This is a genomic window from Rhizobium sp. PAMB 3174 (genome assembly GCF_052908375.1).
This window is the reverse complement of the sequence record NZ_CM128608.1, coordinates 2,887,606-2,912,440: the sequence shown is the minus strand read 5'-3', so window position 1 is coordinate 2,912,440 and position 24,835 is coordinate 2,887,606. Positions and strand designations below refer to the sequence as shown.

Below are 24,835 nucleotides of genomic sequence, written 5' to 3'. Positions count from 1 at the left end.
AACGGCGGGTCGCGCCAATTGCCCTGGCGCGACCCGATACCTTCATCCTCGCACAAGTTTGACACCCTAGCTTCGACCATGCCGCGTTTCCCGGCCGGGCCGCGGCATGGCCGTCGATTCGCCGAGTCGAGCGCGCCGGCAATCCGGGTGAGGCGATGTTAACGAACGATTCAGTCAGTCCTACATTTGTTTTTGTATCCATGAGGCTGCCCGGTGTTCCCTCCGTGCAGGAGGTTCGCCGATGAATGCATCCCTTGCCCGCCTGTTGAAGGATTTCAGTGAGCCGGTCGCGCCGACGCCTGACGAGATGTCGTTTGATCTCGACGTCATGAGCGCGCCGGACGCCCTCGATTTTCCGGAGATCGATCTGCCGCCTCCCGTCGATGTCGAGGCGGAGCGTCGCGAGGCGTTCGAAGATGGCCAGGCCGCCGCCCGCGAGCAACTGCTGGCGGAATTCGGCGAGGAGCGGGAAGCGCTTCTGGCTGCCCACCAGGCCGAAATGGCTGCCCTGCAGGAACGCCTGCATGGCGAAATGGCATCTCTCCTGCTTGCGAAGATCGAGCAGGCCGCCGGGGAGATCGCGGCCGTCCTCAGTGATCAGCTGGCATCGGTGATCGCGCCACTGCTGAGCAAAGCCGTCACGACCGCGGGTGTCTCGGAACTGTCCGAGATGATCAGGGCGGCAATCGCCGACGGGGAGTTCGGGCGCATTACGGTCAAGGGGCCGGCCTCCCTCCTGGAGCGCATCACCACGGAACTCGGCGACAAGGCCGAAAAAATTCACCTGGTCGAAGACCAGAGCCTCGACCTCAAGGTCGACATTGATGGAAGCCTGATGACCACGAAGCTCGAAGCGTGGGCCGACGGGCTTCGGAGAGCGATCGCATGAGCCAGGAATCCGGCAGCCACGACAAACACGAGATCATCATCGTCAAGCGCGGTGGCGGCGGACATGGCGGCCATCACGGTGGCGCCTGGAAGATTGCCTATGCCGACTTCATGACGGCAATGATGGCCTTCTTCCTCGTCATGTGGTTGGTCAACGCGGCCAATGAAGAAACGACCACAACGGTAGCAAGCTACTTCAATCCGATCCAGTTGACCGAACAGAAGCCATCGGAACGCGGCCTCAAGAAGCCGACCTCGCAGGCCGAGGGCGAGGAAGAGCGGGACAAGTCCAAGAGCAAGGAAAACGAGGACCAGTCCGGCAATACGCCGGAAAAGGGTCAGGATCAGGCGGCCTCCGCCGGGGAATCGGTGGCCTACTCGCAGGCGGACTATTTCGAGAACCCGTATGCCGTTTTGGCGGAGATCGCCCAGGAAGTCGGCCAGCAGGCCAATGTCAGCGCCAAGGGTGACGGCGGGGCGAGCGATTCCGGCCCGGCGACCGGCGCCGATGGCGGAGAGGCCTATCGCGATCCCTTCGATCCGGATTTCTGGACGGAGCAGGTCGAGGTGACGCGCGCCGACCAGACCCCCGTCCAGGTGACTGACGAAACCAAGAAAGCGGCGGAGGACCAGTCCCAGGACATGGCGGCCCTTCACGCCGGCGACACCGAGGCCAAGGGTGGTGCGGCCGACGGTACCGGGATGCTGGAAGGCGACAAGAAGCCTGGCGAGGCTGACGAGGGCACGACCGGCAAGGCTCAGGGTGGGCAGATGCCGGAGAAGGCTGGCGACAGCGAGGGCGCCAAAGCCGCGACCGGTGCGCAGCAGGACCAGCAGACCCCGGCGCTTGACCGCCCGATGACGGCTGAACAGAAAGCCAAGCTCGAAAAGGAAGCGGAGGATATCCGCTCCGAGCTGCAAGCGCAGTTGCAGGGTACGGCCGGCAAGCTGGCGGAGGGCCTGGTGGTGACGCCAGCCGAAGGCGGTGTGCTCGTCAGCCTCTCGGACCAGTCCGGCGCGCCGATGTTCAATGTCGGCTCCGCAGTGCCGCAGCGCGACATGGTGCTTGCCATGGAAAAGATCGGCAAGGTTCTTGAGGACCGCAAGGGCCGCATCGTCATCCGCGGACATACCGATGCGCGTCCCTTCGCCGATGGCACCGGCGACAACTGGCAGCTGTCGATGGATCGCGCCCACAGCGCCTATTTCATGCTGGTGCGCGGCGGGCTCGATGAGAAGCGCGTGGAGCAGGTCTCCGGCTTTGCCGATCGCCGGCTGAAGGTCCCGAACGATCCGTTGAACGATGCCAACCGGCGCATCGAAATCCTAATCGAGGGAGGGCAGGGGTAGGCGATGCGCATTGCTGCACGCGGCATCACCGTTGCGCTTGTCCTGCTGACCGGCGTCTTCTGCGTGCGCCCGGCTTCTGCCGCCGGCGGCGAAGAGGAGCTCGCGCCCTACAAGCTGCTGCGCTCTCTGCAGTTCATCCAGGATTCGGTCGTGCTCGGCGATCATTCCGCCGTCGAGATGCAGCGCTTCATGTTGAAGACCGTTGACAAGCGGCTGCGCGAGGCGAAGCCCGATGTGTTCGAGGATCCGCACAATGTCGATGCGGCTCTCATCTACGCCATGAGCGGCGGCAATCCGGATACGCTCGAATATCTCGTAGCCCGCGACGTTGACGGCCATTTCGACATCCGCGTCGCCGACGTGCTGCGCCAGTACCTGCGCGGCAAGGGGCTGCTCGTTCAAAAAGACATCGCTGGAATGATGCCCGAATACCGCGACACCATCATCGGCCCCTATCTCGCCCTCGTCGCGGGTAATGTCACCCAGACAAAAGACCCCGCCAAGGCGCTCGACTTTTATGCCTGGGCACGGCTGAAGGCCCCCGGCACCATTGTCGAAGAGGCAGCGCTGCGCCGCTCGATCCTGATTTCCATGGATGCCGGGTTCATTCACCGGGCCATGCGCTATGCGCGCCAGTATTCCCGGCGCTTCCTGCACTCCCCCTACGCCAGCCAGTTTGCTGATCTGTTTGTCACGCTGGCCGTCGACTTCGATGGCGAGGTGACGGAAGACGAGATCAACATGATCCTCGAGCCAATGGACAAGGACCGGCAGCGTGAGGTCTTCCTGCGGATTGCCAGGCGGGCTGCCATTTCGGGCCGCGACGACCTGGCCAAATCGGCCGCGGAAAAGGTCCGGGAGCTGTCGGACGGTCCTGGCAATCCGGAAGATCACCTCGCCGATCTCTACAGCGGGTTTGCCAGCATTCCGACCGATGGCGTCGAGTCTGCACTGTCGACCATCCTGGAGACGCCGAATGCCGTTCTGACAAGCCGCGACAAGGCCCTGAAGGCGGCTGCGGCCTTTGTCGCCAAGGAGGTCACCCGTCCGCCGGACCCGGCCCTGCTTCAGGAAAAGGCAGATCCCCAGCGGCCCTTCGCAAACCCGGTCGACGGCTCCCCCGGGACGCCGCCAGACAGCCTCGCGCAAGGGAATTCTTCTACTGATCAGCCACAAGATGGGGGCGCCGCTGCCAGCGATGTCCCGCAAGCCCCAGCGCAGGACGGAGCAATGACTGCTTCGGCGGAAGGCGGAGCGGATCACGCTTCTGCCGACCGGCAGGAAAATGACAATCTTGATCCTTCCATCAAGGGCTTTCTGACGTCGGGCAAATCCAAGCTCGACGAGATCGACAAGCTGTTGGACAAGGAAAGCATTTTGCCATGATGAATGCCGGATTTGCCGGGTATATGCCGATAGTCGACACGTATGGCTCCTCCGGTGCCGGCAAGGGTACGAGCGCGTCAGCGTCTCGCGATACCGGTTTTTCCGATACCTTGTCATCGGTCGCGAAGGATACCGCTCCAACCCAGCAGGATGAATCACAACCGCCATCTCCGGCGCCGACGACTGCGGCTGCCGATGGCCAGGGCAAGGTGTCTCCGGTGAAGAGCGGGGCAGAAGCCAAGGACGAGACCAACGCCGCGCCTGCCGACGATGCCGCCGAGGCTGACCCAGGCGAAGCCGCGGGCGAGGAGGTCGAAAAGGTTTCCTCCAAGGCATCCGACGAAAAGGCGAAGGAAAACCACGGCAAGATCGTTGCGGACGCGGCCAACCAGGCGAATGTGAAGGAGGCGGGCAAGGACGCGGAAGCGGGCAAGGCCGACGCCAAGGCAGATCCGGCAGAGGAAGCAAAGGCTGATGCCGACGACGGCACAGGCGTTGCCGACGACGCGCCGAAGTCTGCGGATTCAGAGGTCAAGAGTCTTCTGGCGCTGTTGTCATCGTCTGCATCGAGCACAGCCATTGCGGCGGCCGCTCAGGACCAGACCGGCAGCAAGGTGACCAATCCCGCAAATGCCGGAAAGCAGAAGGATGCCGATGCGAAGTCCAGCGTCGAAGACGTCGCTGCCGACCTGAAGGCGGATGCCAAGGCACTTGGCGCGCGCCAGAGCGACAAGGCCGGACAGTCCGAAACGGATCATGTCGTACCGGGCCTTTCCGACACTGGCGGCAGGCAGAGTGCGTCGGCATCGGACGAGGCGGGTCTCGCTGGCCTGTCGGTGTCGAAAACATCGCGGGCCGCAGCCGACAAGACTCTGACCGGCAACACGGATCAGACGCTGAATGTCGAGGTGCTGGACAGCCGGCGTTTCCTCGGTTTCACGCAGAATACCAACAGTTCGAATGTGCTGAAGGCGGTGACCGGAGACCAGTCCTGGACGTCGGCCATGCAGAACTCGGCTTCGACTGACATGACGACGGAGTCCGGTATCGCGGCGTCGAAGGTGGTCAACACCCTGAAGATCCAGATGAACCCGATCGACCTTGGCTCGGTCACAGCCACGCTGAAGCTCGTCGGCGAGCAGCTGGTGGTCGATCTGAAGGTTGAAAACAGCCATGCCTACCGGCAGCTCAAGGAAGACCAGCAGAACATGGTGAATGCGCTCCGGTCCCAGGGATACGCGGTCGACCAGATCAGCGTCAGCATGGCGCCGACCCCCGACAAGCCGTCAACCAGTACGGGCCAGGACACCGCACAGGGACAGGGTTTTGCCCAGCAGCAGGCGGGCCAGGGCAGTGCCGGCGGCAGCGGTCAGGGGAGCGGAAGCTCGTCGCGCAATTCGACCGGCGAAGACCAGCGTTACGCCTCCCCGGAAAGCGTCTCGACCTCTTCTTCTGCCAGCCAGCAAGGCGCCCGCAGCGGTCAGGTCTATCTCTAACTTTGTCACTTTTAGCCACCCGGAGCGAGGCGGGCGCGGCTTGAAGACCGGGACGGATCACCGCTTGAGCGCTTTGTGAACCGTCCTTTCCACCCCGGAATATGACATTCCAACACCCGAAACAGCACGGAATTTAACGCTCTCCAGCCAGGGGAGACGGGTGCCGTGCTGTGTCCCGATGGCCGGAATTGACTATTGCTGGGGGTAAAGTCATGCTTCCGGCGTTGCATTTACCACTGCGGCGAAATTGTGATTCATCATTTTTCGCCATAAAGCGGCCATCGAATGTACAACCTGAAATGGAAACCCATGGTGATTTCTAAGGATGTCATATTTATGCCGGATTCCAGCGTGGCCAAAATGGCAATTCCGTCGTTAAGCATAAGTTAACTTTTCCAAGGGAAATTTGTGCCTAAATGGGAAGTCGCACACTATATGTAGTTCAAATCAGCACAATATGGTTAATCAACTATTAATTTCCGCCATTCATAAGAGTTAGTTGCTGCCGATTCGCCCGATTCGTATCGATATCACATCGAGGCACCACACTGATTCGGAGGCGGACGAATGATCGTAGTGGTTGATGAGCGAGAGCTCGTGAAAGATGGCTACACATCCCTTTTTGGGCGCGAGGGGATTCCCTCGACAGGGTTTGATCCTGAAGAATTTGGCGAATGGGTGAATACCGCGGCGGATTGCGACCTCGCGGCAGTCGAAGCGTTTCTGATCGGGCAAGGTGGTCAGACCTGCGAACTGCCGAGAGCGATCCGTGACCGGTCCCAGGCACCTGTTATCGCCGTCAGCGACCAGCACTCGCTGGATGTGACGCTGGCCCTGTTCGACAGCGGCGTCGACGACGTCGTGCGCAAGCCGGTTCACCCCCGCGAAATCCTCGCTCGGGCTGCGGCGATCCGCCGTCGTCTGAAGGCGATTTCCAACTTCACCGAAGTCGGTCCGATCCGGGTTTTCTCGGACGGCCGTGATCCTGAAATCAGCGGCGACACGTTCCCGCTGCCGCGTCGTGAGCGTCGCATCCTGGAATACTTGGTCGCCAACCGTGGCCGCCGCGTTTCCAAGACGCAGATCTTCAGCGCAATCTACGGAATCTTCGACGACGAGGTCGAAGAGAATGTGGTCGAAAGCCACATCAGCAAGCTTCGCAAGAAGCTGCGCCGGAAGCTCGGTTTCGACCCGATCGATTCCAAGCGTTTTCTCGGCTACTGCATTGATTGGAATTAATTTTTAAACTGGCGCGGGCCTTCTGTCTGTCCTTTTCGGTTCTGCTTTAAAATCCCGAAAACACTGACACAGACAGCTTCACACAAGGCCCGCTCCTTACTCTCCAAAATCAAGATGGTCATGAGGATCCAAGATGAGTCTCTTTGGGACGATGAAGACTGCTGTCTCCGGCATGAGTGCGCAGGCAAACCGCCTGAGTACCGTTGGTGACAACATCGCGAACTCAAGTACAACGGGTTACAAGCGTGCATCGACTTCCTTCTCGTCTCTCGTTCTGCCGTCAACGGCCGGTGCCTACAACTCCGGTGGCGTGACCACCAGCATCCAGTATTCCATCTCCGAGCAGGGCGCTCTGGAATACACGACGTCCGACACCGATCTTGCCATCCAGGGCGACGGCTTCTTCATCGTTCAGGACGATGCCGGCAACTCCTACCTGACCCGCGCCGGCTCTTTCACGATCGACGACAACGGCAACATGGTGAACTCTCAGGGCTACACCCTGATGGGTTATTCCTATGATGGCGGCGATCCGGCCGTGGTCGTCAACGGCTATGCGGGGCTCGAAGAGATCAATATCAGCGGCAGCGGCCTGACGGCGTCCGAATCCACCAGCGGTGTGTTTTCCGCGAACCTCGACGCGGATTCGGAAACCGTTACCGGCGACCTGCCGAGCGCGAACCTTTCGACTTCCACCTACACCCACAAGAGCTCGCTGGTTGCCTATGACAGCCAGGGACGCGAAGTGACGTATGACTTCTACTACACCAAGACCAATGACAACGAATGGGAAGTGTCGGTCTACCTCAACTCCGAGGCGACAGATCAGACCGGCTTCCCCTATTCGCCGACGGGCCAGATCGGTTCCGCGACGCTGGTCTTCAACGATGACGGCACGCTGGATACGACCAGCGGCGACAGTAGCGTCGCGATTGCCGATAGCGTCAACGACATGGATGTCGAAATCGACTTCAGCGACATGACGCAGCTGGCGACTGACTTCGCCGTCAACAAGGCGAATGTCGACGGCAGTGCCGCATCCGCGGTCAAGTCGGTTGAAATCGATGGTGACGGCGTGGTCTACGCCAAATACTCCGACGGTTCGACCACGGCGATCTATCGCATCGCGCTCGGAACGGTGCAGAGCCCGGACAACCTCAAGGTCGTCTCCGGCAACATGTATTCCGAAACGGCCGATTCCGGCGTCGTGACCATCGGCTACGCGGAAACCGGCCAGTTTGGCACGATCATCTCAGGCGCGCTGGAAAGCTCCAACGTCGACCTGGCAAGTGAACTGACCGAAATGATCGAATCGCAGCGAAGCTATACGGCGAACTCCAAGGTCTTTCAGACAGGGTCTGACCTCATGGACGTCCTCATCAACCTCAAGAGATAAGCTAGAACGGTAAGGCGCGTCACATGTCGCTCTCGTCAGCAATCAACACGGCACAGAGTATCTTCACAAACACCGGCACGCAGACTGCCGTTGTTTCGAAGAACATTGCCAATGCTGGCAACGAGAACTACACGCGCCGTGATGCGACTGTCGTCGGAACGATCTACGGTTCCCAGACGGTCACCATCCAGCGGGCCAGCGATCCGACCATGATGGGCAAGGTGCTCGACAGCATTTCCCAGCAGAGCGGTCAGGAATCGCTGCTGAGCGGCCTGGAGAGCATGAGAAGCGTTCTTGGCGGCGACGATTATTCATTGTCGCCGTCAGCCTACATGTCGACGCTGCGCGATAGCCTGCAATCCTATGCGACGAAGCCGAACGAGGATGCGCTTGCGCAGACCGTCGTGACGAGCGCTCAGGACGTCGCCAACTCCCTGAACTCGGCCACCGACGAAATCCAGGGAATCCGCACCCAGGCCGACAAGGATATCAAGACCGCCGTCGAAAAGCTTCGCGACCTGCTCAACCAGTTCCAGGAAGCCAATGATGCGGTCAAGAATGCCAGCACGTCCGGTTCCTCCGATGTTGACGCGCTTGACACGCGTGACGGGCTGCTGAAGCAGATCTCGGAGATCGTCGGGGTCAAGACCCTGACACGCGACAACGGCGACATGGTGCTCTACACCACCGATGGCGCCACGCTCTTCGAGAGCACGCCGCGCGAGATCTCCTTCCAGCAGACGCTTGCCTACGATGCCTCCACGACCGGCGGAGCTGTCTATATCGATGGCGTTCCGGTCAAGGCGGGCGAAGGCGGCAACACATCGGCAAAGGGCTCGCTCAGCGCCCTGATCCAGATTCGCGACGAAATCGCCCCCGAATTCCAGAGCCAACTCGACGAGACCGCCCGCGGGCTCATCAGCATGTTCTCGGAAGTCGACCAGACGGGCATGACGGACAACCTTCCGGGTCTCTTCACCTGGGATGACGGTACGGTTCCGTCGGATGGGACGCTGGTTCCCGGGATTGCCGCCCGCATCAAGGTGAACACGGCGCTGGTGACCTCGCAGGGCGGCGATCCGACTCTCCTGCGTGACGGCGGCATCAACGGTTCAGACTTCGTCGTCAACAGCAGCGGCGGGACCGGCTACTCCGATCTGCTTGACGGATATGTCACCGCGATGGACGACGACGTGAGCTTTGACGCCGCCGCGGGCATCGACACCTCGACGGACATTCTCTCCTACGCCAGCAACTCGATCGGCTGGCTGGAAAACCTGCGTAGCAACGCGGACGGCGCGGCGGAAAACAAGGCGGCGCTCTATCAGCGCTCGCAGGAGGCGTTCTCGAACAAGACGGGCGTCAGCCTTGATGAGGAACTGTCGCTTCTTCTCGACCTCGAGCAGTCCTACAAGGCATCGACGAAGCTTTTGAACACAGTCGACGAAATGATGAAATCATTGTTGGAGGTGGCGGGGTAATTCATGGATACTTCCTCGATTTCCAACCTTTCCGTCCAAAACGCCATGCGGCTGACGATACGCCAGTCGCAGAACGAACTGGTCGATGCCCAGAAAGAGGTCGTGACCGGCACGCATGCCGACCTCGGCGTGGCGCTCGGCGCCAAGACCAGCCAGAGCATCGATCTCAACCGCGACGTCATGCGCATCCAGTCGCTGATGGATACGAACTCGCTCGTATCGCAGCGTCTCGATGCGTCGCAGGCGGCGCTGGAACAGATGTCCAACAATGCGAGCGACATCATGTCCGCCCTCGTCGCGCTGTCCGGTAGCGACGACCAGAGCACGCTGTCGACCGCCGTCCAGTCTGCCAGCAATGCCTTGCAGGCGTTCACGGGGCTCGCCAACACATCGCTCAACGGTGAATATCTCTTCGCTGGCATCAACACCGATGTGCAGCCGATGACCGACTATACGGAGAGCGGAAACGCGGCGAAGGCGGCCTTCGACGATGCGTTCCTGACCTATTTCGGCTTCACGCAGGACGATTCAGCCGCGTCGACGATCACGGCCACCGACATGGAGGATTTCATTTCCAATACGGTCGAGCCGATGTTCACTGGCAGTGACTGGCAGACCAACTGGTCCAGCGCCAGCGACCAGAACATGACAAGCCGCATTACCAAGTCGGAAGTCGTCGACTCCTCGACCAACACCAATACGGATGGGATGCGCTATTTCGCGCTGTCCGCCGTGCTGTCGGTCGAGCTTCTTGGGACGAACATTGCATCCGATGTGCGCCAGGTGGTCTCGGATGCCGCCATCAACTATGCCGGCCAGGCGATTTCCGGCGTCGACTACCAGCGCACCCAGCTCGGGCTATCCCAGTCGCGTGTGTCCAAGGCCGACGACACCCTGTCCGAGCAGAAAAACATCATCGAAACGCACCTTAGCGATCTCGAAGGGGTCGATGCGTATGAAGCTTCAACGCGCGTTAACAATTTGCTTGCTCAAGTTGAGGCATCATACACGCTGACATCCAGGATTCAGCAATTGAGCCTGGTGAATTTCCTTTGATGACCAAGGGACGTCGATAAGAATGAAGGACGTGTGAAATGTACCAGTTTTCATATGCCGAGATCATGGAGGACGGCGTCGCCGACGCCAAGGATCGCGAACGGCAAGTCCTTACCCGCTCGATTGAACTTCTGCGGGCGGCCAAGGCCGCCGGCGGCTATAACCGTGATGCGATTGAGGCGTTGTTCTATACCCGCCGGGTATGGATCCGTTTCATCGAGGACCTGAAGCAGCCGGAGAACCAGCTGAATCAGGAACTGCGCGCCAATCTCATCTCGATCGCAATCTGGATACTCAAGGAATGCGACCGCATCCGGCGACGGGAAACGGACAATTTCCAGGGTATCATCGACGTGACCACCATCATCAGGGATGGCCTGCAATGAAAAGTACACTCAGAATTTCGCTGAAATCCGGCGAGCGCATCTTCATCAACGGCGCCGTGTTGCGCGTTGACCGAAAGGTGGCCCTGGAATTCCTGAACGATGTCACGTTCCTTCTGGAAAACCACGTTCTGCAGCCGGAAGACGCGACGACGCCGCTGCGCCAGCTCTACTTCATCTCCCAGATGATCCTCATCAATCCGGAGGGCGCAGAGCAGACCACGGCCATGTTCCGCAAGTCGATCACGATGTTGCTCGCCTGCTTCAAGAACGAAGAGGTTCTGGCGGAACTGAAGCGCATCGACGGACTGGTTTCCTCCGGCCGGGCGTTCGAGGCCCTCAAGGCAATTCGCCAGCTCTATCCGATCGAAGATCGCATCCTCAACGAGCAGGAAATGTCGCCGACTACGGTCGAGCAAATTCGCAGGGAGATCGCGCCATGGCGGTAGATGCAGTCAGTTCATCCACGTCCACAACGACGACCACGGCGGCCCAGAGTGCGTCGGCTTCCGCGTCGCTGAACTACGAAAGCTTCCTGCAGCTTCTGATCGCGCAGATCCAGAACCAGGATCCGACCGACCCGATGGACGCGAGCGAGCAGATCGCCCAGCTTGCGACCTTTTCGCAGGTCGAGCAGACCATCCAGACCAACTCCAACCTCGAGAACCTGATTTCGCAGACGGCCCTCTCGCAGGCGTCCAGCTATATCGGCAAGACGATCACCTCGTCCGATGGCGAGACCACGGGTGTGATTGCCTCCGTGGCGGTTGGCAGCGACGGTTTGACCGCCATCACCGAGGATGGCTCGAAGGTCACCATCGAAGCCGGCATCACGCTCGCCGCCACGGAGTGACCAGTCGCCGCTGGCCGTTTGATCCGCCGGCGTCCAATCTTCCTGTTCCGCGTCTTTTGAGGAAGGCTTTCATCTGACATGATGAAAGGCAGCCGATTCGGCATGCTGTGTCCTGCCAGGGCAGGGGAATGAAATGAACGAAGCAGACGCGCTCGACATCATGCAGTCCGCCATCTGGACGGTGCTTGCGGCATCCGGACCGGCGGTTCTCGCCGCCATGGTCGTCGGCCTGACCATCGCGTTCATTCAGGCGCTGACGCAGGTACAGGAAATCACGCTGACCTTCGTGCCGAAAATTCTCGCGATCTTCGTCACCGTCGCGATTTCCGCCCCCTTTATCGGCGGCCAGATTTCGCTTTTCACCGACCTTGTCTTCTCCCGCATTCAATCCGGTTTCTGATCTGTCCTGAGCGCGTATCGCCTAGCGGCGGACCCCTCCTGACGGTCGCGTTTCACCCTCGCGCAAGCTTCGATGGCTAACCCTGTCGTCACGATCGCGGGGCATCTGGCTTGCCCTTGAAAAAACCTCTCATGAAGAGACGGGACCGTAAATGGCGCAACCACCAGCTCTACCGCTTCCCAAGGTCAATCCGAGCGGACGTGACGTCGGCTTCGCCGCCGGCATCGTGCTTATTCTCTGTATCCTCTTCCTGCCGATCCCGACCTTCCTCATCGACATGGGGCTGGCCTTCTCGATCGCGCTGTCGGTCCTGATACTCATGGTGGCGCTGTGGATCCAGAAGCCGCTCGACTTCTCCTCCTTCCCGACGATCCTGCTGATCGTGACGATGACGCGCCTGGCGCTGAACATCGCCACCACGCGCGTGATCCTGTCGAACGGCAATCAGGGCGACCATGCCGCCGGTGGCGTGATCGCGGGCTTCTCGAAGCTCATCATGTCCGGCGACTTCGTCATCGGTCTCATCGTCTTCCTCATCCTGATCGTGGTGAACTTCATCGTCATCACCAAGGGCGCGACGCGTATCGCTGAAGTCGGCGCGCGCTTCACCCTCGATGCCATTCCCGGCAAGCAGATGTCGATCGATGCCGACCTGTCGGCGGGCATCATCGACGAAAAGGAGGCGCAGCGCCGCCGTCGCGAACTGGAAGAGGAAAGCTCCTTCTTCGGTTCGATGGACGGTGCCTCGAAGTTCGTGCGTGGCGACGCCGTTGCGGGCCTGCTGATCACCGGCATCAACATTTTCGGCGGCATCATCATCGGTTACTTCCGCCACGGCATGCAGATCGGCGAGGCGGCCGACGTCTTCGTCAAGCTTTCCGTCGGCGACGGCGTGGTCTCGCAGATCCCGGCGCTGATCGTCTCGCTCGCCGCCGGCCTCATCGTCTCGCGTGGCGGCACGCTCGGCTCGACAGACAAGGCCGTCGTCGAGCAGCTGAGCGGCTATCCCCGCGCGCTTTCGGTGGCTGCCGCGCTGATGGGCCTGCTGGCATTGATGCCGGGCCTGCCACTCATCCCCTTCACCGTCCTCGGCGGCATCATGGCCTTCGGTGGCTGGTATATTCCGCGCCAGATCGAAGCCGAGAACAAGGTGGTCCGCGATCAGGAAGAAAAGAAGGTGATGCAGACGAAGGAGCAGGAAAAGGACTCCGTCAAGTCTGCTCTGAAAACCGCGGAAATCGAATTGGCGCTCGGCAAGCTGGTCTCGACCCGCCTGCTCGGACAGCACCAGGAACTCGCCTTCCGCGTCGGCAAGATGCGCAAGAAATTCGCCTCGCAATACGGCTTCGTCGTTCCGGAGATCAAGGTATCAGACGACATTGCCATTCAGGAAAAGACCTACCAGATCCGCATCCACGGCACGACGATCGCCTCCAATCAGCTGCGCGTCGGCGAAGTCATGGTTGTCACCGGCGCCGGACGCAAGCCGTCCGTGCCGGGCGACGAGATCCGCGAGCCGGCCTTCGGCATGCCGGCTGTCTCCATCCTGGAGACATTCACCGAGGATCTGAAGCGCGAGGGTTTCCATCCGATCGACAACGTGTCCGTCGTGCTTACCCATCTGAGCGAGGTGATCCGCAACAACCTGCCTCAGCTCTTGTCCTACAAGGACGTGAAGGTGCTGATCGAGCGGCTCGATCCCGAATACAAGAAGCTCGCCGACGAAATCTGCACGTCGCACATGTCCTATTCCGGCCTGCAGGCGGTCTTGAAGCTGCTGCTCGCCGAACGCGTCTCGATCCGCAACCTGCATCTCATCCTCGAAGCCGTCGCCGAGCTCGCGCCGCATGTGCGCAAGACCGAGCAGATCGTCGAGCATGTCCGCATCCGCATGGCCCAGCAGCTCTGCGGCGACCTTGCCGACAATGGCGTGTTGCGGGTGCTGCGCCTCGGGCCGAAATGGGACCTCGTCTTCCATCAGGCCCTCAAGCGCGACGCCAAGGGCGAAGTCGTCGAGTTCGACATCGACCCGCGCAGCCTCGAGGAATTCAGCGAGCAGGCCACCAAGGTTATCCGTGAATTCATGGACCGTGGATTGCCCTTTGTTCTTGTCACGTCGCCGGAAACGCGTTCCTATGTGCGCATGATCATCGAGCGCCTGTTCGCGACGTTGCCGGTCCTGTCGCACGTCGAACTGGCGAAAGGTATAGAAATCAAGATCCTGGGCTCCATTTCATGATTCCTGATCCGCAGGGCACTGTGCTGGCGCTGTTTCTGGTGTTCTGCCGAATCGGTGGCTGCATGATGGCCCTGCCGGGGTTCTCTTCGATCCGCCTGTCGGCGACCATCCGCCTGTTCGTGGCACTCGCCGTCTCGTTGGCGCTCTTGCCGCTGATGTGGGAAGAGGTCTATCCGCGCGTGTCGGACGCTACCCCGACCTATATCGGCCTGATCTTTTCCGAAACGCTGATCGGCACGACCTACGGGCTGATCGCCCGCTTCTTCGCGGACGGCCTGCAGTTTGCCGGTTCCATCACGGCGATGTTCATGGGCTTCAACGCGCCGCCGTCGGCGCCTGACATCGTCGAAGGCAATCCGGAAAGCCCGATGACCAGCATGCTGGTCTTTGCCGGGCTGATGATGCTGTTCGCGCTGAACTTTCACGAGATCGTCTTTCGCGCGCTGATCGACTCCTACAAGGTCATGCCCGTCGGCGCCTTCGGGCGGGAAGAGACGCAGCGCATGCTGATCACGTTGACGGACACGATCGACATGACGTTCCATATCATGCTCAGGCTATCGAGCCCGTTCCTGCTCTACGGGCTGATGTTCAACGTCTCGATCGGCATGATCAACAAACTCGCCCAGCAGGTGCCGATCTACTTCATTTCGATGCCTTATCACCTAATGGGTGGCCTCTTCCTGTTCTATCTCTGCATTGCCGCGTTCTTGAGGCAGTTCGCGGACGCCTTCCCGTCCGTCTTCCTGGGACATTGAGGAGCGCGCATGGCACCGAAAGGCAAATCGGAAAAGCTCAAGCGATTGGTGGCGGTCCAGCGCCATCTCGAGCGCATGGCAGAGAACGATCTGGCCAACACGGCGCGCACCCGCCGTGAACTCGGCGAGTCCATGGATGTGATCATGACGGCGATCGGTTCCATCGATCCGATCCATCGGCACATGTCGCGGAATTATTCGGAACGCTTCTCGCGGCTGATGACGCAGGAGCAGCAGCTCTCCGCGACGCAGAAGGTTCAGGAAAGCCGCGTCATGCGCGAACGCGCCAAGGCTGACCGGCTGGAGGACCGCATGCGCGACGCCCGCACGGACGAAGCGCGCGAGGCGGAAGACAACGCCATCTACGATTTGATCGACCAGGCGATCGCCTCTGCCGCATCACCAGCCTCCAGCAAGTTTCAAAAACCATAATCCTCCCGCTGATCACGCATGGCTGAATCGCACGGGAGTTGCAGTTGGCAGACGGATATTCACCAGACATGACGCTGGACGCGCTGCGCGCGACCGATCCAGCCGTCACGAAGGTGCAGGACGACATCGCGCGCATGCAGTTGCAGCGCTCCGCCGCCACCGCGCGCAATGCGGGGCAGGGCTTTGACGTGTCGCTCGAACAGTTGCGCCAGCTGGAAACGGAGGCCGGTCTCGACCACGTGGCCCAGAACGCCAATCTCGGCAAGGTGCCGGAAACCTATCGCAAGTTCGAGGCCATGGTCCTGCAACAGTTCGTTCAGTACATGCTGCCGAAGGAAAGCGAACAGGTCTACGGCAGCGGCAATGCCGGCGAGATCTGGAAGAGCATGATGGCCGAACAGTTTGCCAACGTCCTGTCCAAGCGGGGCGGCATCGGCATTGCCGAGGAACTTTACGCCAAGGATCGGGCCAAGGCCCAGAACAACAACAGTGAGTGAACGGTAGGTCATGGAAGTCATTTCCAACGAATACAGGATCAAGAGCACGCTGAACCGCCTCGAACTCATCATTGACGGCGAGAATCAGCGCATCGGCAGGGACCCGCAGTTCGACGTTAAGGCGTCGAACGATCACAAGAGCCGCTGCCTGTACGAGCTCGCTATCCTGGTGCGCGACGCACGTCTGAAGGGCCCGTCGGGATTTTTTGCAGACGATCTCAACCGGCTGAAGACAAAGCTTGCGCTGAATGCCCGGCGCGTCCATGCGCATATGGAAGCCGTGCGTTCGGTCGCCGATCTCATCAAGAGCGCCGTGCAGGAGGAGGAGGCCGATGGCACCTATTCTCAGCAGCAGTTCGGCTATTGTGACTTCTGATGGGTAAGCTGATCTTCGCCGGTCTCTGGGCCTGTGCCTGCACGCTTGTCGCGGTCTTCTTCGCGATCAAGCTGGCGACGGCGCCACCACCGCCGGCGGAAGAGGAGCCGCGCATCGCCAATCTGGAGCTCGTCAGCGGTGAATCCCTGACCATCCCGATCATCGAGGACGGCAAGGTGACGGGATACTTCCTCGGTCGTATTTCCTTCATGATGGACAAGCAGAAGATCGAGGGCCTCCATCTTCCGATGACACAGCTGATGACCGATGAGCTGTTCACCGTTCTCGTCGGCGACAAGATGATCGACGTCGGCAAGATCAACGAATTCGACGTTGCGGGCTTCCGCAATCGTCTGAAGACCGACCTCAACAAGCAGCTCGGCGGCGAATTCATCAACGAGATCCTGGTCGAGCAGCTCGACTATCTCTCCAAGGACGATGTGAAGAAGAAGAACGAGGGCAATGGCCAGGACAAGCGGACGGTGACGAAGATCATCGACGAGCCGTCACCCTATGCGAAGAGCGTCAAGAAGGAAGGGCACTGACCGCCCGTCACGGCGCCGGCCCGGTCGAGGCCCTGACGATCAGCTCGGCCTTCCACAATTCATGGTCCGGCGCCGACATGTCGCCCGCGATCCGGCCGATCAGCCGCTCGGCAATCCGCGATCCGGCGGCGCGCAGCGAAGACCGCGTCGTCGTCAGCGGCACGCGGAAATTCTCAGGCTTCAGCATCGGCAGTTCGTCGTCATGGGCGATCAGCGAGATGTCCTGACCGAGCGTCAGGCCTGCTTCCCCGATGGCCCGCACGGCACCCAGCGCCAGCACGGTACTGGCACAAAGAACGGCCGTCGGCCGTTCCGCGGCAGGTGCGGCGAGAAACGCTTTCATGCCCTTCAGTCCGGCCTCGTCGGTCATGTTGGAGTGCTGGACAAACCGCTCTTCGAGAACCAGTCCACGCTCTGACAGCGCCTTCTTGAGCCCGAGACAGCGGCGGATGGCGAAGTCGTGGTAACCGTTGCCGTTCAGAAGCGCGAAGCGCCTGTGGCCGAGTTGCAGAAGCAGCCTTGCCGCATCGAAGAAGGCGGCCTCGTTGTCGACATCGAGAAAGGGGTAGTCCTCCGGATCGCCGAACGAGCGGCCATGCACGAGATAGGGAATGTTCAGCGTGCGCACCAGCGCCAGCCGCCTGTCGTGCTCGCGCATGTAGGCGAGGAACACGGCATCCACATTGCCGCTCGTCGCCAGCGCCCTGAGTGCGGCCGCCTCTTCCTCGGGATGCGCGGGCGTGATGATGAAATGGAAGTCATGCTTGACGGCCACCTCGGAAAGGCCGTTGAGGAACTCGCCGAAGTGCACGTCCGAATAATGGCCGGGCGCCACCGGCATGACGAGCCCGATCGAACCCGCCTTTCCGGTCGCCAGCCGCTGCGCCGTCCGGTTTGGCCGGTAGCCGGTCTGCTTGGCGACCTTCATGATCCGCTCGCGCGTCGCCTCGCTCACTTCGGGGTAGCCGTTGAGTGCTCTGCTGACGGTCGTTTGCGACAGGCCGAGAAGCTCGGACAGCTGCTTCAGGTTCAAGTTTTTGCTCCTCCCAGCGTTTCTCGTGTGCGTTTCCGAGGCAAGGAAAGCACTAAAAGCGCTTTGAGAAAGCGTAGCAAGCCGGTGACATATCTCAACTGAAATCTATCTTGCTGCGATGCAAAAACTTGCTGCAATGCGAAATTTTCGCTCAAAACTTGCAAAGAACCTAAAAAAGCTTGACAGTTTGGAGGCGGACGTGGATTCAAATGTAATCCAAAGCGCTTTGATTATTTGAAGGCGTTTCGAATTTGGAACTGGCGAAAAGAGCCAGAAAGCACGGGAGGCTTTGAAATCATGAAATATTCGTTGCTGATGACTGTTGCCGCTGTGGCGCTCTCTGCGGGAGTGGCAGGCGCTGCCGAGCTGAAATTCAAGCCGGGCGAAGACAGCAAGTTCCATTGGGACAGCTATGAAGAACTGAAGAAGACCGACCTGAAGGGTGAGCAGCTCACCATCTTCGGTCCGTGGCTTGGTCCCGACCAGGCGCTTTTCGAGAGCGTTCTTGCCTATTTCTCCGAGGCGACAGGCGCTGACGTGCGCTATACGGGTTCCGACTCCTTCGAGCAGCAGGTCGTCGTCGATCTCGAAGCCGGCTCCGCGCCCAACATCTCCGTCTTTCCGCAGCCCGGCCTCGCATCCGACATGGCCAAGCGCGGCTTCCTGACGCCGCTTGGCAAGGAAGCATCCGATTGGCTCGTTGCAAACTACGCCGCTGGTCAGTCCTGGGCCGATCTCGGCACCTATGCCGGCAAGGATGGCGAGAAGGCCTTCTACGGCTTCCCCTTCAAGGCCGACGTAAAGTCGCTGGTCTGGTATTCGCCTGAAAACTTCGAGGATGCCGGCTATGAAGTGCCGCAGACGATGGAAGAGCTGAAGGCGCTGACCGAGAAGATCGTTGCCGACGGCGGCACGCCCTGGTGCATCGGCCTCGGTTCGGGCGCCGCCACCGGCTGGCCGGCGACCGACTGGGTCGAAGACATGATGCTGCGCACCACCACGCCGGAAAACTACGACAAGTGGGTTTCCAACGAGATGAAGTTCAACGATCCGATCGTCATCAACGCGATCAATGACTTCGGCTGGTTCGCCAAGAACGACAAGTTCGTCGCCGGCGGCGCCGGTGCAGTGGCTTCCACCGACTTCCGCGACAGCCCCAAGGGTCTCTTCACCTCGCCGCCGCAGTGCTACATGCACCGCCAGGCCTCCTTCATCCCGTCCTTCTTCCCGGAAGACGTGGTTGTGGGTGAAGATGCGGACTTCTTCTACTTCCCGGCCTATGCTGACAAGGACCTCGGCAAGCCGGTTCTGGGTGCAGGCACCACCTTCACCATCACCAAGGACAGCAAGGCCGCGGAAGCCTTCATCAAGTTCCTTGAAACCCCGATCGCCCACGAGATTTGGATGGCCCAGAAGGGCTTCCTGACCCCCTACAAGGGCGTCAACCCGGAAGTCTTCACCGATCCGACGGTGCGCAAGATGAATGACATCCTGCTCAACGCCACCACCTTCCGCTTCGACGGTTCCGACATGATGCCGGGTGCCATCGGCGCCGGCGCGTTCTGGACGGGCATGGTTGACTATGTGGGCGGCAAGTCTGCCGAGCAGGTCGCCGACACCATCCAGAAGGCCTGGGACGGTATCAAGAAGTAAGTCCTCGCGACTTGAAAAGACTTCTCCTGCCCGGCGATCTGTACGCTGGGCAGGAGACAAGACAAAAAAAGTCGTGAGCAATGACTTATTGGTATCTCTTGGGAGGGCACCATGAATCCGGCATTTCAGGCTGTGATCACCATCGTCATCGGCGTTGGTGGTTGTCTTGGATACTTCTATTTGTCGAATGTCTTTCTCGACAAGGTTCTGTTTCCAGCCAAAGGCTCGCACGCCGGGCGTAACATCAACCGCGCCAACATGATCCGGCCCTGGTTGTTTCTCTTCCCGGCCATTTTTGCCCTCGGCCTCTATCTCGCCTATCCGGTTGTCGCCACCATCTGGCTGTCGCTGACGACCCGCGATGGCACTTTCATCGGCCTTTCCAATTACACCCGCATGGCCTCCGAGGCCAAGTTCTGGGAAGCGGTCAGCAACAACCTGCTCTGGCTCGTCATCGTGCCGGCGGCCTCCACCGCCTTCGGCCTTCTGGCCGCCCAGCTGACCGACCGCATCCGCTGGGGCAGCATCGCCAAGTCACTGATCTTCATGCCGATGGCAATTTCCTTTGTCGGTGCATCGGTAATCTTCAAGCTCGTCTACGACGCCCGCCCCGCCGGGCAGGACCAGATCGGCATTCTCAATGCCATGTGGCTGTCCTTCGATGGCGGTATCGGCTCGGTCATCGTCCTGCGCATCGTGCCGATGCTGCTGCTTCTCGCTTTCGCGGCGTTCGTCGCCTATGCGATCTTCAATCTCATCTGGCCTCTCGTCTCGCGCCGGCCGCATCAGCCTGATACGCCGGCATGGATGATCGGCCTGCGCGCCATTGCCGCGCTGATCGGTGTATGGCTGATCTTCCTGTCGTTCCGCTCCATCATCGAACTGTTCTTCGTCGAATACGCCTATGGCGAGCCGCAGAACTGGCTGACGATCCTGTTCTGGAACAACTTCTTCCTCATGGTCGTGTTGATCTGGATCCAGACCGGCTTCGCCATGGTGATCCTGTCGGCGGCCATTCGCGGCATCCCGGAAGAAACGATCGAGGCCGCCGTCATCGATGGCGCCAATCCCTTCCAGATATTCTTCAAGATCAAGGTCCCCCAGATCATGGGAACCGTCGTCGTGGTCTGGACCACGATCACGCTGGTGGTCCTGAAGATCTTCGACATCGTCTTTGCCATGACCAATGGCCAGTGGCAGACGCAGGTTCTGGCCAACTACATGTATTCCAAACTGTTCGTTGCCGGCGATTGGGGCGTGGGTTCCGCTGCCGCCATCGTCATCATGCTGCTGGTGCTGCCGATCCTTGTCTGGAACGTCTACAGCGCCCGCAAGGAAATGCGATGAGGGAGGGCTAAGCCATGGCAACGTTCACACGAAAAAAATCCGGTCTCGTCTGGGCGGTTCATATCTCCGTCGCGCTGCTGGTCATTTTGTGGCTCACCCCCACGCTCGGACTGTTCATCTCCTCCTTCCGCACCTCCGACCAGATCGCGTCGAGCGGCTGGTGGGATTCGATCTTTCCCCAGCAGCAGAACATGATGCTGAGGACGGCCGAGCCGGCCAAGCAGAAGCAGGATGGCAATGTCTTCGTCATTGAAGGCAACCTCTTCGACGACAACAACGAGAATGCTAAGTCGGATATCTCGGCCTGGGGCACCTCCTCGCTGAAGATTTCCGAATACAATCCCGGTGACACCGCCGACATGGGCAAGGACGGCCGTCTGACCGTTCAGGACAACGGTGACTACCGGCTGGAAAGCAATACCGAGTTCAAGGGTAGCCGCGGCGAGCGCGTCTTCCTGACAGCCTCCGCGCCGCCCAAGTTCACGCTCGACAACTATCGCCATGTGCTGTTTTCCGGAAACAGCACCGACTCCATGGCCAAGGCCTTCTTCAATACGCTGACGGTCACCATTCCTGCCACCATCATTCCGATCGTCGTGGCAGCCTTCGCAGCCTACGCTCTTGCCTGGATGCGCTTTCCGGGACGAGCCCTGTTGATCGCGGCGGTCGTTGCCCTGCTGGTCGTGCCGCTGCAGCTGGCGCTCATTCCGCTGCTGCGTCTCCATCTGGAGATCGGCATCGGCAAGGGCTATCTCGGTGTCTGGCTCGCCCATACGGGCTTCGGTCTGCCGCTCGCCATCTACCTCCTGCGCAATTACATGGTCGGGCTTCCGCGCGACATCATCGAGTGCGCCAAGGTCGATGGCGCAACCGACTTCCAGATCTTCACCCGCATCGTGCTGCCCTTGTCCTTCCCGGCGCTCGCATCCTTCGCGATCTTCCAGTTCCTGTGGACCTGGAACGATCTGCTTGTCGCCAAGGTCTTCCTCATCGATGCGACCGGCGACACGACGGTGATGACGAACCAGATCGTCGAGCTTCTCGGAACGCGCGGCGGCAACTGGGAAATTCTGGCCACGGCCGCCTTCGTTTCGATGGCAGTCCCGCTCGCCGTCTTCTTTGCAATGCAGCGCTACCTTGTCCGCGGTCTTCTGGCCGGTTCGGTGAAGGGCGGCTGATGACCCCATATCGTTTGTTCACAAGGACCCGAAATGACTGAAATGACGCAATCCGCCGCAGCGCCCGACAAGGATTGGTGGCGCGGCGCGGTGATCTACCAGATTTACCCGCGCTCCTATCAGGACTCCAACGCCGACGGCATTGGCGACCTCAAGGGCATCACCGCGCGGCTTGGCCATATTGCCGATCTCGGCGCCGATGCGATCTGGATTTCGCCGTTCTTCGCCTCGCCGATGAAAGACTTCGGCTACGACGTGTCGAACTATGTCGAAGTCGATCCGATGTTCGGTTCGCTGGCCGATTTCGATGCCTTGATCGCGGAAGCCCATCGCCTCGGCATCAAGGTGATGATCGATCTGGTGATCTCCCACACCTCCGACCAGCACGCCTGGTTCGTCGAGAGCCGGTCGAGCCGCGACAATGCCAAGGCCGACTGGTACGTCTGGTCCGATCCGCGTCCCGACGGTACGCCGCCGAACAACTGGCTGTCGATCTTCGGCGGGTCCGCCTGGCAGTGGGACCCGACGCGCATGCAGTATTACATGCACAACTTCCTGACCTCGCAGCCCGACCTCAACCTGCACAATCCGGAAGTGCAGGACGCCGTACTCGGCGCGACGCGCTTCTGGCTGGAGCGCGGCGTCGACGGCTTCCGCCTCGACACAATCAACTTCTACTTCCACGACAAGGAATTGCGCGACAACCCGCCGCTGGCGCCAGAGCGCCGCAATGCCTCGACGGCGCCTGCGGTCAATCCGTACAATTTCCAGGAACACATCTACGACAAGAACCGCCCGGAAAACATCGCCTTCCTCAAGCGCTTCCGCGCGCTTCTCGAGGAATACCCGGCAATTGCCGCCGTCGGCGAAGTTGGCGACAGCCAGCGTGGTCTTGAGATCGTCGGCGAATACACCTCCGGCGACGACAAGATGCAGATGTGCTACGCCTTCGAATTCCTGGCGCCCGAGCCGCTGACGCCGCAAGTGGTCCGCAACACGCAGGATGCCTTCATGGCCGCCGCGCCCGAGGGCTGGGCCTGCTGGGCGTTTTCCAACCATGACGTCGTGCGCCACGTCACCCGCTGGGGTGCGGAAGTCGTCGACCGCGACGCCTTCGCAAAGATGCTGAATGCCGTCCTGATGACGCAGCGCGGTTCGGTCTGCATCTACCAGGGCGAGGAACTCGGCCTGACGGAAGCCGATATCGCCTTCGAGGACCTGCAGGATCCCTATGGCATCCAGTTCTGGCCGGAGTTCAAGGGTCGCGACGGCTGCCGCACGCCGATGGTCTGGGATTCGCACGCGCTCAATGCCGGCTTCAGCGGCACGGCCGAGAAGACTTGGCTGCCGATCCCGGTGGAACACACGCTGCGCGCCGTCGATACCCAGCAGGGCGTCGCCGGCTCGGTGATGGAGCAGTATCGCCGCTTCATGGCCTTCCGCAAGCAGCTGCCGGCGCTCAGCAAGGGCACGATCCATTTCGAGGATGCAGGCGACCTCCTCATGTACCGACGCGAGCTCGGCAACGAGAGCATTCTCTGCGTCTTCAACATGAGCGAGACCGCTGCATCGGCAAGCCTGCCGGCAGGCAACTGGGCAACGCTCGAAGGTCACGGTTTCGACAGCGCGCGCAATGATAATACGGTGGAACTGCCGGCGTGGGGCGCATACTTCGCCCGGCGGGCGTAAATAACAGGGAGGACGGCATGGCAGGTCTGGTTCTGAAGGATATCCGCAAGTCCTACGGGGCGGTGAAGGTTCTGCACGGCATCGATCTTGAGATCAAACAGGGCGAATTCGTGGTCTTCGTCGGGCCGTCCGGCTGCGGCAAGTCCACGCTCTTGCGCATGATTGCCGGGCTGGAAGACATCACCGGTGGCGAGATGCAGATCGACGGCATGGTGGTCAACGATGTGCCGCCGTCGAAACGCGGCATCGCCATGGTGTTCCAGTCCTACGCCCTCTATCCGCACATGACCGTCTACGACAACATGGCGTTCGGCATGCGGATCGCAGGCGAAAGCAAGGAAGAGATCGACCGTCGGGTGACGAAGGCCGCGTCCATGCTGCAGCTCGAGCCTTACCTCGACCGCCTGCCCAAGGCGCTTTCGGGCGGCCAGCGCCAGCGCGTTGCCATCGGTCGCGCCATCTGCCGCGATCCGAAGGTCTTCCTCTTCGACGAGCCGCTGTCGAACCTCGATGCCGCGCTGCGCGTCGCCACCCGCATCGAGATCGCCAAGCTCAACGAGAGCATGCCGGACACGACGATGATCTACGTCACCCACGACCAGGTCGAGGCAATGACGCTCGCCGACCGCATCGTGGTGCTCTCCGCCGGTCGCGTCGAACAGGTCGGTCCGCCGCTCGAACTCTATGAGCGTCCGGCAAACCTCTTCGTCGCCCGCTTCATCGGCTCGCCGGCCATGAACATCATTCCGGCCGAGATCACCGCGGCGGGTGCGCAGACGACCGTCCTTCTGCCCGACGGCAAGTCCGTGACCGTTCCGATCACCACCAACGAAAACGAGAAGGGCAAGAAGGCAAGCTTCGGCGTTCGTCCGGAAGACCTGACGATCGCCGAAGGCGACGACTTCCTGTTCGAAGGCCACGCCGCCATCGTCGAAGCGCTCGGCGAAGTGACGCTGATCTATGTCGAAGGCCTCACCGAAGACGAACCGATCATCGCCAAGGTGCCGGGCATCCTGAAGGTCAACAAGGGCGACCGCCTGCGCTTCGCCGCCGATCCCTCCAAGCTCCATCTGTTCAACGCGGACGGCAAGACCTACCGTATGGATTGACGGGTACGTTTCCACTTACCGGATTTGATACGGCGGCGGATATCATCCGCC

24 protein-coding genes are annotated in these 24,835 nt (G+C 60.6%); 23 read left to right on the top strand and 1 reads right to left on the bottom strand.

Features of this window, described 5'->3' with window-relative positions:
* Positions 1 to 241 precede the first annotated feature (241 nt).
* From ACU5AY_RS13965 to ACU5AY_RS13880, 18 genes are all read left to right on the top strand, one after another.
* Complete coding sequence (locus ACU5AY_RS13965; protein WP_446826674.1) at positions 242 to 889, top strand: hypothetical protein; 648 nt, start codon at positions 242 to 244, stop codon at positions 887 to 889.
* Complete coding sequence (locus ACU5AY_RS13960; RefSeq protein ID WP_446826673.1) at positions 886 to 2,238, top strand: MotB family protein; 1,353 nt, start codon at positions 886 to 888, stop codon at positions 2,236 to 2,238. Before ACU5AY_RS13965 ends, ACU5AY_RS13960 begins: the two co-directional genes overlap by 4 nt.
* A gap of 3 nt (positions 2,239 to 2,241) precedes the next feature.
* Positions 2,242 to 3,624: a chemotaxis protein MotC gene (gene motC, locus ACU5AY_RS13955; protein ID WP_446826672.1), complete on the top strand. Its 1,383-nt coding sequence runs from the start codon at positions 2,242 to 2,244 to the stop codon at positions 3,622 to 3,624.
* Complete coding sequence (locus tag ACU5AY_RS13950; RefSeq protein ID WP_446826671.1) at positions 3,621 to 5,120, top strand: flagellar hook-length control protein FliK; 1,500 nt, start codon at positions 3,621 to 3,623, stop codon at positions 5,118 to 5,120. Before motC ends, ACU5AY_RS13950 begins: the two co-directional genes overlap by 4 nt.
* A gap of 567 nt (positions 5,121 to 5,687) precedes the next feature.
* Positions 5,688 to 6,359, top strand: coding sequence for a response regulator transcription factor (locus tag ACU5AY_RS13945; RefSeq protein ID WP_446825307.1), 672 nt, complete (start codon positions 5,688 to 5,690; stop codon positions 6,357 to 6,359).
* 133 nt (positions 6,360 to 6,492) lie between these two features.
* Positions 6,493 to 7,755, top strand: a complete 1,263-nt coding sequence (locus tag ACU5AY_RS13940) for a flagellar hook protein FlgE (RefSeq protein ID WP_446826670.1) — start codon at positions 6,493 to 6,495, stop codon at positions 7,753 to 7,755.
* A gap of 23 nt (positions 7,756 to 7,778) precedes the next feature.
* Complete coding sequence (gene flgK / locus ACU5AY_RS13935; RefSeq protein WP_446826669.1) at positions 7,779 to 9,236, top strand: flagellar hook-associated protein FlgK; 1,458 nt, start codon at positions 7,779 to 7,781, stop codon at positions 9,234 to 9,236.
* A gap of 3 nt (positions 9,237 to 9,239) precedes the next feature.
* On the top strand, positions 9,240 to 10,292 hold the full coding sequence (locus ACU5AY_RS13930) for a flagellar hook-associated family protein (protein WP_446826668.1): 1,053 nt from the start codon (positions 9,240 to 9,242) through the stop codon (positions 10,290 to 10,292).
* A 38-nt stretch (positions 10,293 to 10,330) separates the two neighbouring features.
* Positions 10,331 to 10,678 carry a flagellar biosynthesis regulator FlaF gene (gene flaF, locus ACU5AY_RS13925; RefSeq protein ID WP_446825303.1) on the top strand — a complete coding sequence of 116 codons (348 nt, stop codon included), beginning with the start codon at positions 10,331 to 10,333 and terminating at the stop codon, positions 10,676 to 10,678.
* The gene (gene flbT / locus ACU5AY_RS13920; RefSeq protein WP_446825302.1) at positions 10,675 to 11,124 is read left to right on the top strand and encodes a flagellar biosynthesis repressor FlbT; all 450 of its coding nucleotides are present in this window, start codon (positions 10,675 to 10,677) and stop codon (positions 11,122 to 11,124) included. Before flaF ends, flbT begins: the two co-directional genes overlap by 4 nt.
* Positions 11,115 to 11,528, top strand: coding sequence for a flagellar hook assembly protein FlgD (flgD, locus tag ACU5AY_RS13915; RefSeq protein ID WP_446825301.1), 414 nt, complete (start codon positions 11,115 to 11,117; stop codon positions 11,526 to 11,528). Before flbT ends, flgD begins: the two co-directional genes overlap by 10 nt.
* Before the next feature lie 133 nt (positions 11,529 to 11,661).
* Positions 11,662 to 11,928 (top strand): flagellar biosynthesis protein FliQ, encoded by a 267-nt coding sequence (gene fliQ, locus ACU5AY_RS13910; RefSeq protein ID WP_261931159.1) that lies wholly within the window; start codon positions 11,662 to 11,664, stop codon positions 11,926 to 11,928.
* Between the two features lie 151 nt (positions 11,929 to 12,079).
* Positions 12,080 to 14,167 (top strand): flagellar biosynthesis protein FlhA, encoded by a 2,088-nt coding sequence (gene flhA / locus ACU5AY_RS13905; protein WP_446826667.1) that lies wholly within the window; start codon positions 12,080 to 12,082, stop codon positions 14,165 to 14,167.
* Positions 14,164 to 14,925 carry a flagellar biosynthetic protein FliR gene (locus ACU5AY_RS13900; protein WP_446825299.1) on the top strand — a complete coding sequence of 254 codons (762 nt, stop codon included), beginning with the start codon at positions 14,164 to 14,166 and terminating at the stop codon, positions 14,923 to 14,925. Before flhA ends, ACU5AY_RS13900 begins: the two co-directional genes overlap by 4 nt.
* Before the next feature lie 9 nt (positions 14,926 to 14,934).
* Entirely contained in the window at positions 14,935 to 15,357 is a 423-nt protein-coding gene (locus tag ACU5AY_RS13895) for a hypothetical protein (protein WP_446825298.1), read from the top strand.
* Positions 15,358 to 15,401: 44 nt separating this feature from the next.
* The gene (locus ACU5AY_RS13890; RefSeq protein ID WP_446825297.1) at positions 15,402 to 15,854 is read left to right on the top strand and encodes a rod-binding protein; all 453 of its coding nucleotides are present in this window, start codon (positions 15,402 to 15,404) and stop codon (positions 15,852 to 15,854) included.
* Between the two features lie 10 nt (positions 15,855 to 15,864).
* Entirely contained in the window at positions 15,865 to 16,230 is a 366-nt protein-coding gene (locus tag ACU5AY_RS13885) for a hypothetical protein (protein WP_446825296.1), read from the top strand.
* The gene (locus tag ACU5AY_RS13880; protein WP_446826666.1) at positions 16,230 to 16,775 is read left to right on the top strand and encodes a hypothetical protein; all 546 of its coding nucleotides are present in this window, start codon (positions 16,230 to 16,232) and stop codon (positions 16,773 to 16,775) included. The genes ACU5AY_RS13885 and ACU5AY_RS13880 overlap by 1 nt, the downstream gene beginning before the upstream one ends.
* Before the next feature lie 7 nt (positions 16,776 to 16,782).
* On the opposite strand, the gene ACU5AY_RS13875 is transcribed toward ACU5AY_RS13880, so the two are convergent.
* Positions 16,783 to 17,808: a LacI family DNA-binding transcriptional regulator gene (locus tag ACU5AY_RS13875; protein WP_446825294.1), complete on the bottom strand. Its 1,026-nt coding sequence runs from the start codon at positions 17,806 to 17,808 to the stop codon at positions 16,783 to 16,785.
* Positions 17,809 to 18,105: 297 nt separating this feature from the next.
* Here ACU5AY_RS13875 and ACU5AY_RS13870 point away from each other — a divergent pair, with 297 nt between their 5' ends.
* From ACU5AY_RS13870 to ACU5AY_RS13850, 5 genes are all read left to right on the top strand, one after another.
* Positions 18,106 to 19,461 carry an ABC transporter substrate-binding protein gene (locus ACU5AY_RS13870; RefSeq protein ID WP_446825293.1) on the top strand — a complete coding sequence of 452 codons (1,356 nt, stop codon included), beginning with the start codon at positions 18,106 to 18,108 and terminating at the stop codon, positions 19,459 to 19,461.
* Between the two features lie 111 nt (positions 19,462 to 19,572).
* Entirely contained in the window at positions 19,573 to 20,808 is a 1,236-nt protein-coding gene (locus ACU5AY_RS13865; RefSeq protein ID WP_446826665.1) for a carbohydrate ABC transporter permease, read from the top strand.
* A 14-nt stretch (positions 20,809 to 20,822) separates the two neighbouring features.
* Positions 20,823 to 21,986 (top strand): carbohydrate ABC transporter permease, encoded by a 1,164-nt coding sequence (locus tag ACU5AY_RS13860; RefSeq protein ID WP_446826664.1) that lies wholly within the window; start codon positions 20,823 to 20,825, stop codon positions 21,984 to 21,986.
* A gap of 33 nt (positions 21,987 to 22,019) precedes the next feature.
* A complete protein-coding gene (gene bglA / locus ACU5AY_RS13855) occupies positions 22,020 to 23,675 on the top strand; it encodes a beta-galactosidase BglA (RefSeq protein ID WP_446826663.1) in 1,656 nt (551 codons plus the stop codon).
* A 17-nt stretch (positions 23,676 to 23,692) separates the two neighbouring features.
* Positions 23,693 to 24,784 (top strand): ABC transporter ATP-binding protein, encoded by a 1,092-nt coding sequence (locus tag ACU5AY_RS13850; protein WP_446826662.1) that lies wholly within the window; start codon positions 23,693 to 23,695, stop codon positions 24,782 to 24,784.
* The last annotated feature ends 51 nt before the right edge of the window (positions 24,785 to 24,835 follow it).

What these genes read in the sequence shown, in the direction of transcription:
- flgK (WP_446826669.1), top strand. Translation starts at nt 7,779, where the DNA reads ATGTCGCTCTCGTCAGCAATCAACACGGCACAGAGTATCTTCACAAAC.
- ACU5AY_RS13870 (WP_446825293.1), top strand. Translation starts at nt 18,106, where the DNA reads ATGAAATATTCGTTGCTGATGACTGTTGCCGCTGTGGCGCTCTCTGCG.
- ACU5AY_RS13885 (WP_446825296.1), top strand. Translation starts at nt 15,865, where the DNA reads ATGGAAGTCATTTCCAACGAATACAGGATCAAGAGCACGCTGAACCGC.
- ACU5AY_RS13900 (WP_446825299.1), top strand. Translation starts at nt 14,164, where the DNA reads ATGATTCCTGATCCGCAGGGCACTGTGCTGGCGCTGTTTCTGGTGTTC.
- motC (WP_446826672.1), top strand. Translation starts at nt 2,242, where the DNA reads ATGCGCATTGCTGCACGCGGCATCACCGTTGCGCTTGTCCTGCTGACC.
- flbT (WP_446825302.1), top strand. Translation starts at nt 10,675, where the DNA reads ATGAAAAGTACACTCAGAATTTCGCTGAAATCCGGCGAGCGCATCTTC.
- ACU5AY_RS13865 (WP_446826665.1), top strand. Translation starts at nt 19,573, where the DNA reads ATGAATCCGGCATTTCAGGCTGTGATCACCATCGTCATCGGCGTTGGT.
- flgD (WP_446825301.1), top strand. Translation starts at nt 11,115, where the DNA reads ATGGCGGTAGATGCAGTCAGTTCATCCACGTCCACAACGACGACCACG.
- ACU5AY_RS13860 (WP_446826664.1), top strand. Translation starts at nt 20,823, where the DNA reads ATGGCAACGTTCACACGAAAAAAATCCGGTCTCGTCTGGGCGGTTCAT.
- ACU5AY_RS13965 (WP_446826674.1), top strand. Translation starts at nt 242, where the DNA reads ATGAATGCATCCCTTGCCCGCCTGTTGAAGGATTTCAGTGAGCCGGTC.
- bglA (WP_446826663.1), top strand. Translation starts at nt 22,020, where the DNA reads ATGACTGAAATGACGCAATCCGCCGCAGCGCCCGACAAGGATTGGTGG.
- ACU5AY_RS13945 (WP_446825307.1), top strand. Translation starts at nt 5,688, where the DNA reads ATGATCGTAGTGGTTGATGAGCGAGAGCTCGTGAAAGATGGCTACACA.
- ACU5AY_RS13960 (WP_446826673.1), top strand. Translation starts at nt 886, where the DNA reads ATGAGCCAGGAATCCGGCAGCCACGACAAACACGAGATCATCATCGTC.
- flaF (WP_446825303.1), top strand. Translation starts at nt 10,331, where the DNA reads ATGTACCAGTTTTCATATGCCGAGATCATGGAGGACGGCGTCGCCGAC.
- fliQ (WP_261931159.1), top strand. Translation starts at nt 11,662, where the DNA reads ATGAACGAAGCAGACGCGCTCGACATCATGCAGTCCGCCATCTGGACG.
- ACU5AY_RS13950 (WP_446826671.1), top strand. Translation starts at nt 3,621, where the DNA reads ATGATGAATGCCGGATTTGCCGGGTATATGCCGATAGTCGACACGTAT.
- ACU5AY_RS13850 (WP_446826662.1), top strand. Translation starts at nt 23,693, where the DNA reads ATGGCAGGTCTGGTTCTGAAGGATATCCGCAAGTCCTACGGGGCGGTG.
- ACU5AY_RS13880 (WP_446826666.1), top strand. Translation starts at nt 16,230, where the DNA reads ATGGGTAAGCTGATCTTCGCCGGTCTCTGGGCCTGTGCCTGCACGCTT.
- ACU5AY_RS13895 (WP_446825298.1), top strand. Translation starts at nt 14,935, where the DNA reads ATGGCACCGAAAGGCAAATCGGAAAAGCTCAAGCGATTGGTGGCGGTC.
- ACU5AY_RS13930 (WP_446826668.1), top strand. Translation starts at nt 9,240, where the DNA reads ATGGATACTTCCTCGATTTCCAACCTTTCCGTCCAAAACGCCATGCGG.
- ACU5AY_RS13940 (WP_446826670.1), top strand. Translation starts at nt 6,493, where the DNA reads ATGAGTCTCTTTGGGACGATGAAGACTGCTGTCTCCGGCATGAGTGCG.
- flhA (WP_446826667.1), top strand. Translation starts at nt 12,080, where the DNA reads ATGGCGCAACCACCAGCTCTACCGCTTCCCAAGGTCAATCCGAGCGGA.